This is a genomic window from Phaeodactylibacter sp. (assembly GCF_022763345.1).
Taxonomy (GTDB): domain Bacteria; phylum Bacteroidota; class Bacteroidia; order Chitinophagales; family Saprospiraceae; genus Phaeodactylibacter.
On the sequence record NZ_JALEGS010000097.1, the window covers coordinates 1 to 15,487 of the forward strand.

Consider the following 15,487-nt stretch of genomic DNA (forward strand, 5'->3'; position numbering starts at 1 on the left):
ACACACAGACCAAGGTTCTAATTTCAATGTGGCCCCAAAAAGCGGCATTCCGTGTATTCCGTGGTTCCCAATTCTGGCTTCCAATAGACAGCAATTCTGCGACCCTGGACTGAGAATGGGCTGTCGGTATATCCTCCGGAGGAACGATTACATGAGGCTTGACGTTTCTCCTTGAAATCTAAGGACCATGCCAACCATACCCATACCCAACTTCCAGACAGCCTTCCGGCAAAAAGCATTGCAGGGACGAGACCTACAGCTGCGCCGTCTGACCACAGCAGACGCACCACAACTGACCACCTACGCCAACAACCCAAAAATTGCCGCCAACCTGATGGACCGCTTTCCAAGCCCCTACACCGTGGAAAGTGCGCATTGGTTTATCAACTACGCAGCAGAAAATGAAGGAGAATCGGTTTTTGCCATCGATCGGGGAGAAGGGCTCATAGGCGTCATCAGCCTGATCTTCAAGCCCGACATTTACGCGGCCTCAGTAGAATTAGGCTACTGGCTGGGCGAGCCATTTTGGGGGCAGGGGATTATGTCTAAAGCTATAGGTTTGATTGTCAAACACGCCTTTGAAGACTTACAGCACAGCCGGGTGTGCGCCAATGTCTTTCATGTTAACTCTGCTTCCCAACGGGTACTGGAGAAGGCTGGTTTCGAACGGGAGGGCATTGCCCGTAAAGCGATCGTGAAGAAGGGGCGGATATTGGATGTATGGACGTATGGGAAGGTGAATCCCAACTTGTAACCGGAAATCACTCATGCGCACGCCCCTTCTGATTTCCACTACGCGCCTTCTCTTCCAAGACCTGTAGTTCCTCCATCTCTTCCGGCGAATATTGGTATTTGTCGATATTGTCAAGGTCAGGCTGCCCGGCATCCACCCAGGCGGTGTACCAGGCGCTGCCAATAGAAAGGATGGTAGCGCGCATTCGGTCTTCTACCATGCCTTTCATCCGCTCCTGATAAGCTTTAGCGTATTCCTGGCATTGGGTGCGAATGGTCCGGCCGAGGCGCTCCTCGTAGCAGTACTGCTTGTCTTCCGGGAAGGTCTTGCTCAGGTCCCGCTCAATTTGCAGGACACTATCGACAAGGAGGTGGCTGGCCAGTACAACATCCCAGTAGTAATCCTTAGGATTGGCGATGTACTCGGCCTTACCTACAAAGTAATCGTACTCCTGATCGGCAAACAGCTCGGGTATCCGGCTTTCCCAAAAGGCGTGGATGCCCACCTGATCGGTAAGCTGCCCGTTGTAATTGGTGGTGGTGTGAAGAGGCACGTGCGCATCCCCAATATAATGCCCAAACTCAGCAGAAATGCGCAGAATACGCGGGATATCCCGGTTGCGAAAGGCAGCAGTCAGTCGGCGTTGCATAGCCGGCAAATGGTATGGGACAATGCCGTATTCTGAAAAATGGTCAACGGCATAGGCTTTTTCACAATCAATCGCCCCCGGGCTTAGCCCAAATAGCATTGCCAGCGTATCGCAGCTCAGCTTCCATTCGTCCTCATAGTACTGCGGCATGATTTCCTGAATGAAGTAGGTCTTGTAGTCCGATTGATACGGCACCTGTAGCGCGCCCCCATCTGTATTCAGGCTAATAAGCACCTGCCGGCCTACGGTATCCCGGTGTAGCAGGGTCGTATCCCCGTCGGAGCCCACAACCCCCACTTCCGTAAATTTCATCAGGGCTTCGGTCCAGTCTCTTGGTACCTCCGGGAAGGGGTAGGTGCCCCAGTGATCAATGTCTATGTAGTGGCGTACGGCTTCGTGGCGGGTAGCGTAGCGGCGCTTGTCGGGGTCTACGGCATGCTCGGTGACGTACTCCAGATTTTTCTTGTAGAACACGACCATCTCCGGAGGGAGGGTGAATACGGCCATCCGGTTGAGCCGGCGGTGGCCCCAGAAACCCCAGCGCTCAGAGGGAGCGGCACCCAGCCCGATGAGCAGTAATAGGGCGGCAATGAGGGCATTTCTGCCTATTTGCCTTGAGCGAAATGGCGCTTGATGATTCATGTTCCGGATCGGTTGTTATGTCTAAGAATGAGGTAAAACTAAGCTTTAGCGGGCTTAAAGTAACCCCACAATCGTCAGTTTAACAGGTTGGTGTCCTGATAGAAAGACCCATATCCCCAAAATAGCTTTTCCATTACAAGGTGCTGCGCAAGCATAAAGTCCTGCCGGTTGCGTAGTACAAAGTAACGGTCCAGGTAGCCACCGGTTGTAACGTATTCTCCTGTCTTACGGTCCTGTGTCGTTACTTTCTCTTTGATGATAGGGTAAAATACGGCCCGGGTGGTATCTTTATCCGTGTTGACTATCGTGATGCTGCAAAAAGGGATGGTCTGCAAAATGGAATCCCGCCCCGAATGTTCATTGCGGAAGGCCTCTGCGCCCACATTTCTGAAGTTCACAAGATAAGCTTCGACACTGCCTTCCTTGAATGGGCGTTTGATGGTTGGGGTAATGTCATAGAATGGCTTTACGGTATAGTCGGTGCCCTGCGCCTCCAAAATGAAAGACTGATTCTTCTGCTTGGGATACTCTACAGAAAGGTATTTGATATCTTCCACTTTTTCTGAGAAGAGGGTCTTGTCCCGCCACTCATCCCCTTGACGGTCAAACCGCACGCTGACGTTGCCGGAAATACCGGGAATCTCTGCTACATAAGGCTGCTCTGCCCCATCCATAATGATGTAAGTACCCCGCTCATCGGCGGTAGACCCGCCTATGTAATAGGACTTGAGGAGGTTGCCTTTCTTATCGTAGAGCTCCACCTTTTTACCCTGAGTTGCCAGGGTGTTGACCATGTTTTGCAAGGCGTTGTCTGATGGCTTATACTTGATGCGGACATTCCTAATAACTTCCAGCAGAGGTTCCACCACATGCGGGTTGGCTGTGCCCCCGCCTTCTACATCCCATCCGCCTTCACCATTGCGCACGAGGGTGGTGCGCTCGCCTTTACGGCCAGCAATAAAAATCTTATGCAATTGGCTCATGTCTTCAAGGGCGAAGTTCCGGTCGGAGCCCGCCAGGGTCATTTTATTGCGCTCATCATCTGTGGAAAGGTACCAGAAAGCCCCACCGCCGAGCAGCAGGAAAACGACCAGTAAAATTAAGGTTCTTTTCATCTCTAAGTTTTATTTAGCAGCAAATCGGCGCCGCCGTACCAAGTTGTATGCAAATCCAAACAGTGCCAAAAACAGGAGTGGCACTCCAATATTCAAAAACTGCCAAAACCCTTTGCGCTCCTGAGCTTCGACGGTGTCTAGCAGTCTAAGCTTAATTTCCTTGCCCCGCGCTTGAATGACGCCCTGTTCGTTGATCAGGTACTCCAGGGTATTTACCATCAGATCTTTGTTGGCAAAAAGGTATTTGTCGAATTCATTAAAGCCCAGGGGGCTAAATTGTTTGCCGTCCCGACCTACTTTGTTACGGGCAATGTCCCCATCGGAAATCACGACCATTTTAGTAGGCAAGCTTTGATTGCGGAATTCCAGGCCCAGGTCCCTCATACCCTGCAGCATGCTTTGAGTGACGCGGTTTTCATACAGGGAAGGAAAGGTGCCTTCGAGCAGCAATCCCAGTGTTTGTGGCTCGGCATTGAATTTGCCTGGGTCCAGGTCGTAGCGCAGGAATTCGAAATTCATTTCTACTGGAATGTACTGCACCCGGCTGTTGTCAGACGACTGAAGCAAGGGGATCTTTTCCACTTCCGTTTTTGTGGTCACATCGAGGTCGACTGTGCTGGGGTATTTGAAGTTTACAAGCCCCAGGTTGTTGACAATAGGGTGGCGCTCCTTTGGGGCCACCACAGGATGGTAAGGATACCGGAAATTGTCAAACTGTGGAGCATTGCCTTGCATGCCTACCACCAGTGGAATACTTGAGCATTGCAAGTCAAGCACCAGATTGGGCTGAATACGGATGCCGTACCGGAACAGCAGATCATCCAGATTGAGGTCGTACTCATTGGGGTAGTATTGTGCCCGGCCCTGTAGGCTGTCGAGGTCCACCCGTACTTTGTCCAACAGCCAGAGGACCTTTCCGCCCTGCATGACATACTGGTCGATCTTAAATTTGTCCTTTTCGGAAAAAGGCTGTGTGGGCTTGGCCACAATCAGTAAGTCGGCTTCTTCACCGATGTACACCACACTGTCCAGGTTTATCCGGCCAAATTCGTAATAACCTTCCAATGTTTTTTGCAGGTCAGCGGTTTCAATGCGTTCCAGCTCGCCGTGGCCTGTGGTAAAAAGTACATTAGGCTGTACGGTACTGCGCAGCCGCTGAATAGCGTTGGCCAGTTTATATTCCAACAAGCCTACAGAGTTATTCAGGGTGCGTTCCTGAGGCATGCCGGGCACGTCATTTTCCAGGAGGTTAACCGCCAGCTCCCGGTTTTTATAGAAAACGATAGCGTAAGGGTAGATCATTTTGCGCTCGGTGCCCTCTACGCCCTTTACCGTCAGTTGCGTGGGCGTGATACCCTGATCGCGTAGATTTTTGCGGCGTTCATTGATTTCCTGGGTTGTGCCGCGGTTGGGGGTTTCAAACTCGTATTCTACATAGCCTGAGACGCCCCGGAAGTCGTCCAGGATATCCTGTGTGGCATTGCGCAACCGCTTAAATCCGGCAGGGAATTCCCCTTCCAGCAGCACCCGGATGTACACCACGTCATCCAGGTCTTCCAGCAGTTCCCGGGTAGGGTCGGTAAGGGTGAACCGCTTTTCCTCCGTCATGTCCAGGAAGCTGTACAAAGGCTTGCCTGCAATCCGTGCATTCGCCAGGATATTGAGGAACAGTAAAATTCCACAGAACAGCAGGAGTTGTATAATAAATTGAGTCTTTTGTTGTTGCTTAGCCATCGGAGCGTAAAGGTTACGATCTTAAGTCAATGATACAATTAGAACTGTGCAAGGGTTGCCTATGAATAGGTGAATGCTGCCTTTTGCTGTTTTACCACTTCCGTCGTTCCATGGAAAACAGGGTAAGGCCCAGAAACAGGGCAATAACCGAGAGAAAGTATATAATGTCCCGGCTATCGATCAACCCCCGGCTAATGGACCGGTAGTGGTAATCAATGCCAAACATCTGCACCACATCGTCTACCTTTCCCACCAGGCCCGGCAACCGGCTCAGGAAGTCAAAGCCGTAGTACAGGAAAAAAGCCAGGAAGGTCGCCAGCAGAAAGGCGACAATTTGATTGTTGGAGAGGGAGGAGGCAAACAGCCCGATAGCCACGTACGCAGCCGCCAGGAAAAACAGCCCGATATAGGAGCCCAGCACTGCACCGCTGTCGATATTCCCAACTGGAGACCCCAGCTGATAAACCGTGTAGTAGTACAGCAGAGTAGGGATGAGGGCAAAAAGCACCAGTACCATACAGGCCAGGTATTTGCCCATAATAATCTGCAGACTGGTTATAGGCCGGGTCGCCAGCAGCTCAATAGTCCCGCTTTGATACTCTTCTGCAAAGGACCGCATCGTCACAGCGGGTATCAGGAAGAGAAACACCATCGGCCCAATTTCAAAAAGTGGCCCCAGGCTGGCGTAGTTGACATTCAGCAGGCTCGTGTCGGGGAATACGAAAAGAATGAGCCCGGTAATGACCAGGAAAACCCCAACGACAATATAGCCGATCAGGGAACTGAAAAATGCGTTGACTTCCTTCAGGAATATGCTTTGCATGTAGGCTTACTTTTTGGATTTTGTGGCTTCTTTCTTCGGTACAGGGATATAAATTGGATTGCGGTCATCGTAAATCAATACACATTTGTAGAGCATGTCGGTACTAGCGGTTGCTGGGAGCTCGTCCACGGTGCGGTACATCTTGGTATCATCGCCAATCATGCTAATCAGGGTAGGCTGATCTAGTGGGCCATGCTGTTCGGTAAGCAGGTGCAGTATACGTGCCTCATTGATAATTTCCCGTTTGGAAATATTGCCCCGCCGGAACGGGCGCCCGGTCAGTGGATTGTAGGCTTTGATTTCCACCAGACGCTCCACCTCGCGCTCGAATTCGTAGTAACAGATACGGCCCCGAACCCGCAAACCGGCGAAGTGCAGCACCGAAGTATCCTTCACCGCTTCGTTCGGCAACAGAATATAAGGCAGGCCATCCAGCACCATCCCCCAAATACGCGCTCTGGGGAGTTCAACTCCGTCTTTGGACCGGATGTACTCCGCCTGCGCCCGGTAAGATTCCGCATTGGCGGCCAGCTTTGCACTCAGGTCCTTCCAGCGGTAGTCGGGCTGGTTATTCCGAAGTGCCTCTATGGAGAGGTACACCCCATCCTGAAACCGGAAAGCCGCTTTGAGCTGGGCAGAGTCTGCCTGTGCACTCGCCCAGATGGGCAGCGCAAGCAGCAAACCAATAAGGAGTCGTTGTAGTGCAGGCATAGGCGTTATTTTGTGAGGCGCTGGAATACCTCGTCCATCTCAAATACTTCTTTGCGCATCTCCAGCAGCTTCACTTTTTGGTCTACTGCAAAATCAAAGACCGATGCCCGCAAGTCCTCTTCTGCATCTGCCAGGATCTGGTAACGGTACCCATTCAGGTGGCGGACTTCCTTCACGCCGGTGATCTTTTTGAGCTGCTGCTGCAGGATTTTGCTTTGGAATTCCACCGTAATTACCGACTCTCCGGTAGTGACGGACTGCAGGTGGTCGATGGTGTCGTCCGCTACGAGATTCCCCCGGTTGATGATCACCACGCGATCGCAGATGGCTTTTACCTCCTGCATAATGTGGGTGGAAAAAATCACGGTTTTCTCCTCGCCCAGTTTTTTGATCAGCGCCCGGATATCGGCCAGCTGATTGGGGTCAAGCCCGGCGGTAGGCTCATCAAGGATCAGCACCTGAGGGTCATGCAGCAAGGCCTGCGCCAGACCCACCCTCTGCCGGTAACCTTTGGAAAGGGCACCAATCGGCTTGCGCTGCTCCCGCTCCAGCCCCGTCATTTCGATCATCTCCCTGATGCGCTGATTGGGCTTGTTGATCTTGTGGAGCCCGGCAATGAACCGGAGATATTCCCGCACGTACATATCGAGGTAAAGCGGATTGTGCTCAGGTAGATAGCCAATGTTTTTTCGGACCTCCATAGGCGCTTCCTGTACATCATAGCCGCAGACGGTCGCCTGCCCGCTGCTTTGGGGGATGTAGCAAGTCAGGACCTTCATGGTGGTGGTCTTTCCGGCACCGTTAGGCCCCAGAAAGCCTAGAACCTGCCCGGGCTTCGCCTCGAAGGAAATATTGTTGACCGCTTTTTGCTCCCCGTATATCTTCGTCAGGTTTTGCACCACTACCGACATAGCATTCAAATTTTAGTCCGCAAAACTATAAAAAAATGACCGCAAGCCCGACTTCTAAGGGCTCCCCGAAAAATAAAACGCACAACCGGGGTTGTACAATGGCGGGGCAAAAGCTTTCCGGAAGTTGTGCTTTTTATTTTGCCCCACTATTAAGGCTCAGTACTATTGCAGTGGCCTTTGTCGGATGACGACCTGCGAACAGGCTTTGGATCGCTGCAAAGATAACCCAAATTGTGCCAGCGAGGACCGGGCGGCAGCAATGCTGCTAAAGTCGAGGTGCCCCCGGAATAGCGCTGTTTCCGAAACCGGCAGGTTGTTTTGCACTGGCACGCCCAATTCGCGTTGCATGAGCTGTAGCACTCCTGAAAGTGGTGCCCGGAGGACGAGTGCCGTCCGTTCCTGTTGGTCCCAAATGATGCGCCCGGAATCTTCAAAAGCCAGATGCTCCTGCAGCAACAGGCTGTCTTTCAGTTGCAAGTCATACTGTGGTGGCGTCGGCCGCCAATCTATCTCTAACCGGTATTCCTCTTCCAGTTGCTCTAATATCATCGCTTTGCCATCGGATAGCGCATACCGGCTTGACGCAAAAGTGATGTCCAGTTGGGGGTCTTGATGCAGCCCACTCCAGTGGACTTGATTGCTATCCAGTTCCAGCAGCGATAGCAAGGCAACGGATAAAGGCGTCCCTTTCATAGACAGCCGGACGGGGGATACGGTTGTATCCTGGCCTGCGCTAAAGAAAGGCACCACCGCGTCGGTTTCCTTTAGGATAAGCCGGAAGGGGCGTGCCGATTCAATATTAAAAGCAAACGCCTGCGGGAAAAGTTTCAGGCAGCCTGGCTCAGGCTCTACTATTATCCGGTTAAAATAAAGGGTTTGGGCAGGCTGCAACTGCCAGAGCCGCTTAGCCAGCTCGGGCTGCTGCAGGCTGTTGGCCACCCACATTTCAGGTTGTTGATCAGCCCCTGCAATGATAAGTTGAAAACTGTGAATAGGCAGCGTGCTTGTGCCCACAAACAGCCGAAGCGACTCTGATAACTGCCCTTCAATCTGCCAAAGATGATAATTGGGGCTCATTGGATTAGCGCTCAGTGGCCCCCAGCGCAGTTCTACCTCCGGCCCCCGGTAGTCCATATAGTCGGGCAGGGCTTTCCAGTCTAGCGGATCCGTAAGCGTGGTGGTGCGGCGGATTTCCTGTGTGGAGAAGAGCTGATCGCGGTCGGTCAGCAGGCGGTTGTAGGTCTGGAAACCCGGTACGTGAACGATTTTGTAGAGGGCGTTTTGCTGGTACAGCTCGTAAATATGGCGGGTCTCTGTTGCCGAAGTATCAATACGAAGGATGGGTCGCTGCCCGCTTTCCTGTATGACCTGAAAACCAAAAGATTCCTGAGTATGCCGGGGGTGTGGTACCTTTACTACAGGACTGTAGGGCAGCATGGGGTCTATGACCCTGATGTGCAGGGACTGGATACGGATGCTGTCAGCTGCATCTATCCGCAGGCTGATGACATCTCCCGGGCGAATGCCGTTTTGATAAGTAGACACCACTGATGCATCAAATCCCTGTTCAGGTATAAAAGCAGGATAAGAAAACCAAAAGGGCCCAAACCGCTGATAAGGCTCCCGGTGAAGCTGCACGACCTCAAAGGGTAGGGACTGGGTTGCTTTGAAAACTTGCATCGGCTGCCCGATCAGCGTTTTGAACTCATCCAGCGGAAGTGCCGCCTCGCCCTTGTAAACTTCCGGATTAGCGAATTTGGACAACGGAATACTCAACTTGCCCCACTGAATCCGGTAGTCGCTTGGCGCAACGGGTGCTTCGTGTATGGGCAGAGACCCGGCCTGATCAGTCGGCACCGCCTTAGGCTCAGGCTGAGAACAGCTGACTAGGAGCCCTAGCACAAGGGCGGTCAGTAATCCGGGATATCCACGCATAGTTTGGAGAATGTTTGTCCTAAGTTAACGTGTATTTGGGACAATTGCTTAGTCCTGCTTCCTAATGAAACGTTAAGGGTGTTTTGGCGGGGCTCCACCACCGAAGTCTTTAAGCCATAGTCAAACACTGGATGCCCCGTCAGATGCTAAAGGTGGGTAACTTGTCATGGTTAAGGCTTGCCCGCGCCGAAGGTGCGGCATGTACCTTTGTCAAAAGGTCCGGTGCCAAACGAGAAAGGGCAGGGTTTATAGGGCAGCCGCCTTGAGTAGCTCACCTTCCGCACCTACGGCGCGGAGACCTTACGATGCCTTGGAGTTACCCACATTATGCCCCTATCGGGGCCGGGCTAGCAGGCTTGTGTACATAGCAGTTACAGCTCTAGCCCGCTTTTTAGGCTAAATGGAACGTGTGAGCAACCCCTCGGAGTCCCGTTAGGGACTGCATGCGGGTAACCACAATCTGTTGCTGCTTGCCCGCGCCGAAGGTGCGGCATGTGCAATGTTCTAAAGGGATAGCGCTAAGCCCAGGCGCTATCAAAGCGGTGCCGGAAACAGTAGATTAACAGGCGAAGCCATACGCTATAAGCTTATTTCCCCACATAGTTCTGTGGCGTAATCTGCTTTAGCTCTGCCTTAATGGCATCAGCCACCTGTAGTCCGTCCACAAAGGTGTGGATATCTGCTTTGGTAATGGCCGTCTTGCCCCGGGTCAGGGCTTTCAGCGCTTCGTAAGGCTGTGGGTAGCCTTCCCGGCGAAGGATATTTTGTATGCCCTCGGCGACGACCATCCAGTTTTTCTCCAGATCGGCCTCCAGTTTGGCACGGTTCAGGAGAAGCTTGCCAAGGCCTTTTTTGATGGACTTGAACGCAATCAGGGCATGCGCAAAGGGTACTCCAACGTTGCGCAGTACAGTGCTGTCCGTCAGGTCGCGCTGCAGGCGGGAAACAGGGAGCTTATCGGCCAGATGGGTGAAAAGCGCATTGGCGACGCCCAGGTTGCCTTCCGCATTCTCAAAATCGATGGGGTTGACTTTATGCGGCATGGCCGAGGAGCCGACTTCGCCTTCCACCACCTTTTGCCCGAAGTAGTCCATGGAAATGTAAGTCCAGATATCCCGGCAAAGGTCGAGCAGGATGGTGTTGATGCGCTTTTGCGCCATGAAAATGGCAGCGAGGTTGTCGTAATGCTCAATCTGTGTAGTGGGGAAAGCCCGGTGGATGCCCAGCGCTTCTTCCACAAAGGCTTTACCGAAGGCATGCCAGTCTATATCCGGATAGGCGACATAGTGAGCATTGAAATTACCGGTAGCACCTCCAAATTTGGCTTTGAACGGGATGCGGTCCAGCTGTTCCAGTTGCTCGTCAATGCGGGCCACAAACACCTGAATTTCCTTGCCCAGGTTAGTGGGGGAGGCGGGTTGCCCGTGCGTGCGTGCCAGCATCGGAATGCCCGACCATTCTTCGGCCAGGCCTGACAGCTTGCCACGGACCTCCTTGAGCGCTGGTAGCCATACTTGATAAAGGGCATGCTTAATCATCAGAGGAGTCGCTGTGTTATTGATATCCTGAGAGGTCAGCCCAAAGTGGATGAATTCCTTGTATTTTTCCAGCCCGAGCGCATCAAACTGCTCCTTAAGAAAATACTCCACCGCCTTGACATCGTGGTTGGTGACCCTTTCAATGGCTTTTATGCGTTCTGCATCTTCAATTGAGAACTGATTGGCCACCCGTAGCAAGTCATCCAGCTTAGGCTTTGGGAAGTCTGCCAGTTGCGGCAGCGGATGGTCCACCAATGCCGTGAAATACTGAACCTCCACCAGTACCCGGTACTTGATCAGGGCAAATTCGGAGAAAAAATGAGAAAGGTCTTGAGTCTTGGCGGCATAGCGCCCGTCGATAGGGGAAATAGCGGTGAGCATAACGTCCTTGATTTTTGCGTGCGCAAAAATAGGAACAAAATCATGAGTTTTCCAGTAATTCCAGAATTTCCCCAAAGGTATCGCTCTTTAGGGCATAGTACGCAAAGCGCCCCTCCCGCTGCGGCTGCAGTATCCCAGCCTGCCTTAAAATCCTCAGGTGATGAGAAGCCGTAGCCTGTTCAATGCTCAGCGCTTCGTGGATATTCGTAACGGTAAGGGGGGCCTGCCGGTAGAGCAGGTTAAGAATGGCAAGCCGTACAGGATGGGCAATCGCCCGGAGCTGCTCCGTTTGCTTTTCGAAGGATTTAAAGTGAGGTGTTGCGACCATTGATCATGAGTTTTCAAAGTAGGTAGGTTGGGGCAGGATAACCGCTCAAAAATAAGGGCATTTTCCACTCTTCTCCACTGTTTTCGGGAATAGAGAGGCTTGACTTAACTTTGTCCGGCTGCAATTCCAAAGTTGGCACCTGGTCCGGAAACAACGCCTAAAACCTAACCCGGCCGCTTAGCACCACATTCCGCCCGGCACCCGTCAGCCCTGAGGAGTAAGGGCGGTACCGCTGATCGGTCAGGTTTTCCACCCCGGCACTAAGGGTGAAAGTGTCATTGACCCGGTAAAGCGCCCGGAAGTCCAGCGTATACCAAGCCGGCGCATACGGATTGCCATTAGCGTCTGCGGCATATAAGTACGGCTTGTCCTGCTCGGTTAATGGCAGGTCTTCAAATGCAAAGGAACTGTGGTACTGCCCGTTCAGTTCCAGCCGGAAAGCCTCCTGCTCGTATTGCAACCTGAGCACTCCAAACCAGGGTGCCGCATGGCGCAGTGGGGTGGTACCCCCTTCCTCCAGCTCTTCCCGTCCTTCCTGATAATTGAAGCGGGCATGCAGCCCCAACCCATTGAGCCATTGCGCTTCAACACCTGCCTGTATGCCATAGACCCAAGCCTGAGCTGTATTCTGCACGGCTTGCACCCGGCTTAATGTACCATCGTAGAGGATGCTATCCTGGCCTGAAAGCTCAAAGTCCCGCCTGACCAGCGCATTGTCAAGCCAAGTATAGTAGCCCGTCAGGTCGACCTGTAGCACATCTCCGATAACCTTGGAAAAGCCCAGTTCTGCATTGTAAGCATACTCCGCACCCAGGTTGGGATTGGGCACAACTACAGCGCCCGGCTCAGAATCAAATACTTTTCCAATGTCATCTACATTGGGCGCGCGGAACCCAGTCGAGAGGTTGGCGCGCAGCCCCAGGGACGGCTTGGGGCGGTACACTGCACCGATACTGCCAGTGAGTGCGCCTTTATTCAGGCTTGCGATGGTAAAGGGAAATGGGAAAAAGGTGGTATCAAAATCGGCATTCAGCAAAAAGTGGTTGTAACGCCCACCGGTTTGTAACCGGAGCTTGGGGCTGACTTCAAGCTGATAGGTCAGGTAGGCTGCGTAGGATTGCCAGTCGGCTTGAGGATAACGGGCGGGCCCGGCACTTTTCGCTCCGGTGTCCAGGTTATTGAGTAACCCGTTGGATTGCACCTGATTGAAGAGGGCTTCGAGCCCATACAAGAGGCGCTGCTGCCCTCCCAGGCGCTTGGTGAAATCCAGATTGGCCGAAAGTGCATCCACGGCTTCGGTGCGGGTGCGGCGGACCGGGTCGCCAAAATCCCGGTCAATGCGGCTTTCCTCAAAAAACTGATGAGCCAGGCTTAGCCGGGCTTCATCGTAAAGCGTGTTTTGCCCAGTATGTGAAGCCTGCAGCTGATTCATTTGCCATACCTGTGGGCCATAGGACCATTCCGCACTCCGGGGCACCCCATTTCGGGTGCGGACTAAGCGGTCATAGCGGGCATATTCGGTCGTAGCAGAATAGTGAAAAGCATAAGTGAAGTCCCAGTCTGTATTGGGGCGGAACCGCACCTTTTGCATTAGGTTGGTCTGTTTGTAACCCGTAGGCGTTTGCAGCAGGGGATCGGGGTTGGAAACCACCTTGTCGACGCCATCAATGCGCTCCACGTAAAAAGGGCGCAGGTAGTCATCCGGCCCATGCTGCCCCATCCGGAGATCGCCGTAGCGGTTATGGGAAAAACTGCTCACTATTGCCCATTTTTGCCCGCCAATATTGATGTCAAAGTGCCCGGTTAGTTCCTCATTTGCGGAAGCATGGCGCAGGGCCGCGCTGCCCGAAGACTGCCGATCCTGACTATCGGCGAGGGTAGGCGTGAGGGTGTAAAAAGCCATGACGCCTCCTATGGCATCGCTGCCGTAGAGTACAGAGCCGGGCCCAAAAAGCAGCTCGGTTTGCTCGGTGGCAAAGGGGTCTAGGGAAATTACATTTTGCAGGTTGCCGCTCCGGAAAATAGCCGTATTCATTCGCACGCCATCCACGGCAATCAGCAGGCGGTTGGTGGCAAAGCCCCGGATCATAGGGCTGCCGCCGCCCTGTTGGCTTTTCTGAATAAATACCTCCCCAGAACTGCCCAACAGGTCAGCAGCGGTTTGCGGATTGCGCAGCAATACTTCTTCGGACTGTATGGTGGCAACCCGGTTAGGGACACGGCTGGCATTCTGTGCCCATCGGCTGGCGGAAATGACGACCTGATCCAGTGCCAGGGCGGTCACCTTGAGTTGTAAACGGAAGCCTTGTGCCTGGGCAGCCGCGTAGGGGGTCCGGTACGTCTTGTAGCCCAAGAGCTGAATCATCAGCGTGTCAGAAGCCGGGAAAGGGCTCAGGTCCGCCTTTCCGGCCTGGTCCGTAATGGTAAAATTGCCGCTGGGCTGCCCAACAACTGTAGCGCCCGGCAGAGGCGTTTGCGCTGTATTAGTCAGGGTAAGTGATTGGGCATTCAAGGCAGGCAATGCCAGTAGCCATAGCCCCAGTAGCGTAAAAAATGATTTTGTCATACCTAGCAGAGCCTTTGCCGGCTCCCCGTTTTTCCAGCGAAGGTAGGGAAAATTGGGGCTTGGGGCAATGGAGGGCAGGTCGGGGGCACGGCAAAGCAGGCCAATGACAATCGGCTACTCCTGCTTTTCCAGCACTTCTGCAAAGAGCTGCTCAATATGCTGCTCCGCAAAGCCCGGGCTGCCTGTCATACCCTTGCCGCCAATACCAGTGACAATGTGAAGGCGGCCATCAATAGTCTCCTGGAACAAATCCCGGGTTTTGCACTGACTGTAAATGCCGCACCACGCACTTTGGATCCGCCAGTTTTGAAGCTGGAAAATTTTCATGGCCTCATCCATCATAAACCGGTTGATGGTATTGTCGAGCTCGTACCCCAGGTCATCTTTGTCTTTGGCATCCGCGTACTCGTGGGAGTCACCGAGGACAACTGTGCCATCGGGCGCCTGAGTTAGCAGGATATGCACACCGTACTGCTTGGCAAAGCCCATTTCTGGTTCCCGCGCCTTTATCGCAGCGTAAGAGGGGCACTCCGTAAAGCTTTCGTACCGGCGAATGGTGCGCCCGGTGAGGATGTTGCCCAGGATGGGCTGTGAGGGCTGAGGTTCCGTGCGCAGCATTTGCAGCTTAGTGGCTACGAGGTCACTTTCGCGAAATAGCTCCGGAAAAAGATTTTGAAATTCACTGCCGCTACAGATCACCGCCTGTACGCCGGCAAAAGCTCGTCCGTCACTGCTGAACAACCGCACATCATCCCCTGCCATTTCCACCTGTTGAATCTGGCAGGTTGGAAAGTAATCCAAGCCCATCTGTTCTACCATATAGCCGATTACGCGGTGTACGGCCACTCGTGCATCAAGAGAAATCTCCTCCGGGAAAAACAGGCCTGCTTTGCAATACTTGGGGTGTAGAACCGGCCAGCGCTCCAGGCATTCCGCTTTGGTCAGCAGGTGGGAAGGGTAGTCAGCGGTCTGGTTTCGGGCAGCCAGCTCTTCAATCAGGCTCTCCTCTTCTGCGTTGGAAGCAATATAAACTGAACCATTAGGCTGTAGCGAAAGGTCAACCTTTTGCTGTAAGTCTTTGTAAAGGGCAAGGCTGCGCCGGCCGATGGTTTGCCATTTGGCATTCATGCCAGAAGGCACCACCTGCCCAAAATTGCGGGTGGAAGCCGACTGCGGGTGTTTGTGTTGTTCAATAAGCGCGACTTTCAGCCCGGCACGGCGGGCGTGGTAAGCGTGGAAGGTGCCCATTACGCCGGCGCCGACCACTAAGAGGTCATAGGTAGCAGTAGCCATAGTTGCGGTTTTTGCAAAGGTGCGTATTCCCGATGTTTAAAATGTGGTTTTGGTGTTAAGCCTGGATTAAGAATCCTGTTGCGAAACTTAGACTAGCCGCTTTTGATGAATGAGTCAGCGCATTAATC

12 protein-coding genes are annotated in these 15,487 nt (G+C 53.1%); 1 reads left to right on the top strand and 11 read right to left on the bottom strand.

The annotated features are described in order from the left end of the window. Positions 1 to 187: 187 nt before the first annotated feature. On the top strand, positions 188 to 754 hold the full coding sequence (locus MRY86_RS24215; protein ID WP_293571979.1) for a GNAT family N-acetyltransferase: 567 nt from the start codon (positions 188 to 190) through the stop codon (positions 752 to 754). 7 nt (positions 755 to 761) lie between these two features. Here the strand turns inward: MRY86_RS24215 and MRY86_RS24220 are convergent, their stop codons facing one another. The 11 genes from MRY86_RS24220 to MRY86_RS24270 all read right to left on the bottom strand — a co-directional run bounded on the left by MRY86_RS24220 (position 762) and on the right by MRY86_RS24270 (position 15,359). Further along, entirely contained in the window at positions 762 to 2,024 is a 1,263-nt protein-coding gene (locus tag MRY86_RS24220; RefSeq protein ID WP_293566023.1) for a zinc dependent phospholipase C family protein, read from the bottom strand. 74 nt (positions 2,025 to 2,098) lie between these two features. Continuing rightward, positions 2,099 to 3,139, bottom strand: coding sequence for a DUF4340 domain-containing protein (locus MRY86_RS24225; RefSeq protein ID WP_293566021.1), 1,041 nt, complete (start codon positions 3,137 to 3,139; stop codon positions 2,099 to 2,101). Positions 3,140 to 3,148: 9 nt separating this feature from the next. Further along, on the bottom strand, positions 3,149 to 4,873 hold the full coding sequence (gene gldG, locus MRY86_RS24230; RefSeq protein WP_293566019.1) for a gliding motility-associated ABC transporter substrate-binding protein GldG: 1,725 nt from the start codon (positions 4,871 to 4,873) through the stop codon (positions 3,149 to 3,151). 91 nt (positions 4,874 to 4,964) lie between these two features. Next, positions 4,965 to 5,696 (bottom strand): gliding motility-associated ABC transporter permease subunit GldF, encoded by a 732-nt coding sequence (gene gldF / locus MRY86_RS24235; protein WP_293566017.1) that lies wholly within the window; start codon positions 5,694 to 5,696, stop codon positions 4,965 to 4,967. 6 nt (positions 5,697 to 5,702) lie between these two features. Then, positions 5,703 to 6,407: a hypothetical protein gene (locus MRY86_RS24240; RefSeq protein ID WP_293566015.1), complete on the bottom strand. Its 705-nt coding sequence runs from the start codon at positions 6,405 to 6,407 to the stop codon at positions 5,703 to 5,705. Between the two features lie 5 nt (positions 6,408 to 6,412). Continuing rightward, on the bottom strand, positions 6,413 to 7,318 hold the full coding sequence (gene gldA, locus MRY86_RS24245; RefSeq protein WP_293571981.1) for a gliding motility-associated ABC transporter ATP-binding subunit GldA: 906 nt from the start codon (positions 7,316 to 7,318) through the stop codon (positions 6,413 to 6,415). A 162-nt stretch (positions 7,319 to 7,480) separates the two neighbouring features. Next, positions 7,481 to 9,253 carry a hypothetical protein gene (locus tag MRY86_RS24250; protein WP_293564171.1) on the bottom strand — a complete coding sequence of 591 codons (1,773 nt, stop codon included), beginning with the start codon at positions 9,251 to 9,253 and terminating at the stop codon, positions 7,481 to 7,483. A 587-nt stretch (positions 9,254 to 9,840) separates the two neighbouring features. Then, positions 9,841 to 11,172 (bottom strand): adenylosuccinate lyase, encoded by a 1,332-nt coding sequence (gene purB / locus MRY86_RS24255; RefSeq protein WP_293564169.1) that lies wholly within the window; start codon positions 11,170 to 11,172, stop codon positions 9,841 to 9,843. Positions 11,173 to 11,212: 40 nt separating this feature from the next. Beyond that, positions 11,213 to 11,500 (bottom strand): metalloregulator ArsR/SmtB family transcription factor, encoded by a 288-nt coding sequence (locus MRY86_RS24260; protein WP_293564167.1) that lies wholly within the window; start codon positions 11,498 to 11,500, stop codon positions 11,213 to 11,215. Positions 11,501 to 11,657: 157 nt separating this feature from the next. Next, the gene (locus tag MRY86_RS24265) at positions 11,658 to 14,066 is read right to left on the bottom strand and encodes a TonB-dependent receptor (RefSeq protein WP_293564165.1); all 2,409 of its coding nucleotides are present in this window, start codon (positions 14,064 to 14,066) and stop codon (positions 11,658 to 11,660) included. Between the two features lie 114 nt (positions 14,067 to 14,180). After that, positions 14,181 to 15,359: a TIGR03364 family FAD-dependent oxidoreductase gene (locus MRY86_RS24270; RefSeq protein WP_293564163.1), complete on the bottom strand. Its 1,179-nt coding sequence runs from the start codon at positions 15,357 to 15,359 to the stop codon at positions 14,181 to 14,183. Between the last annotated feature and the right edge of the window lie 128 nt (positions 15,360 to 15,487).

Coding starts and splice junctions, on each gene's coding strand:
- gldA (WP_293571981.1), bottom strand. CDS start 7,318: ATGTCGGTAGTGGTGCAAAACCTGACGAAGATATACGGGGAGCAAAAA.
- gldF (WP_293566017.1), bottom strand. CDS start 5,696: ATGCAAAGCATATTCCTGAAGGAAGTCAACGCATTTTTCAGTTCCCTG.
- MRY86_RS24250 (WP_293564171.1), bottom strand. CDS start 9,253: ATGCGTGGATATCCCGGATTACTGACCGCCCTTGTGCTAGGGCTCCTA.
- MRY86_RS24220 (WP_293566023.1), bottom strand. CDS start 2,024: ATGAATCATCAAGCGCCATTTCGCTCAAGGCAAATAGGCAGAAATGCC.
- MRY86_RS24265 (WP_293564165.1), bottom strand. CDS start 14,066: ATGACAAAATCATTTTTTACGCTACTGGGGCTATGGCTACTGGCATTG.
- MRY86_RS24270 (WP_293564163.1), bottom strand. CDS start 15,359: ATGGCTACTGCTACCTATGACCTCTTAGTGGTCGGCGCCGGCGTAATG.
- MRY86_RS24240 (WP_293566015.1), bottom strand. CDS start 6,407: ATGCCTGCACTACAACGACTCCTTATTGGTTTGCTGCTTGCGCTGCCC.
- MRY86_RS24260 (WP_293564167.1), bottom strand. CDS start 11,500: ATGGTCGCAACACCTCACTTTAAATCCTTCGAAAAGCAAACGGAGCAG.
- gldG (WP_293566019.1), bottom strand. CDS start 4,873: ATGGCTAAGCAACAACAAAAGACTCAATTTATTATACAACTCCTGCTG.
- purB (WP_293564169.1), bottom strand. CDS start 11,172: ATGCTCACCGCTATTTCCCCTATCGACGGGCGCTATGCCGCCAAGACT.
- MRY86_RS24215 (WP_293571979.1), top strand. CDS start 188: ATGCCAACCATACCCATACCCAACTTCCAGACAGCCTTCCGGCAAAAA.
- MRY86_RS24225 (WP_293566021.1), bottom strand. CDS start 3,139: ATGAAAAGAACCTTAATTTTACTGGTCGTTTTCCTGCTGCTCGGCGGT.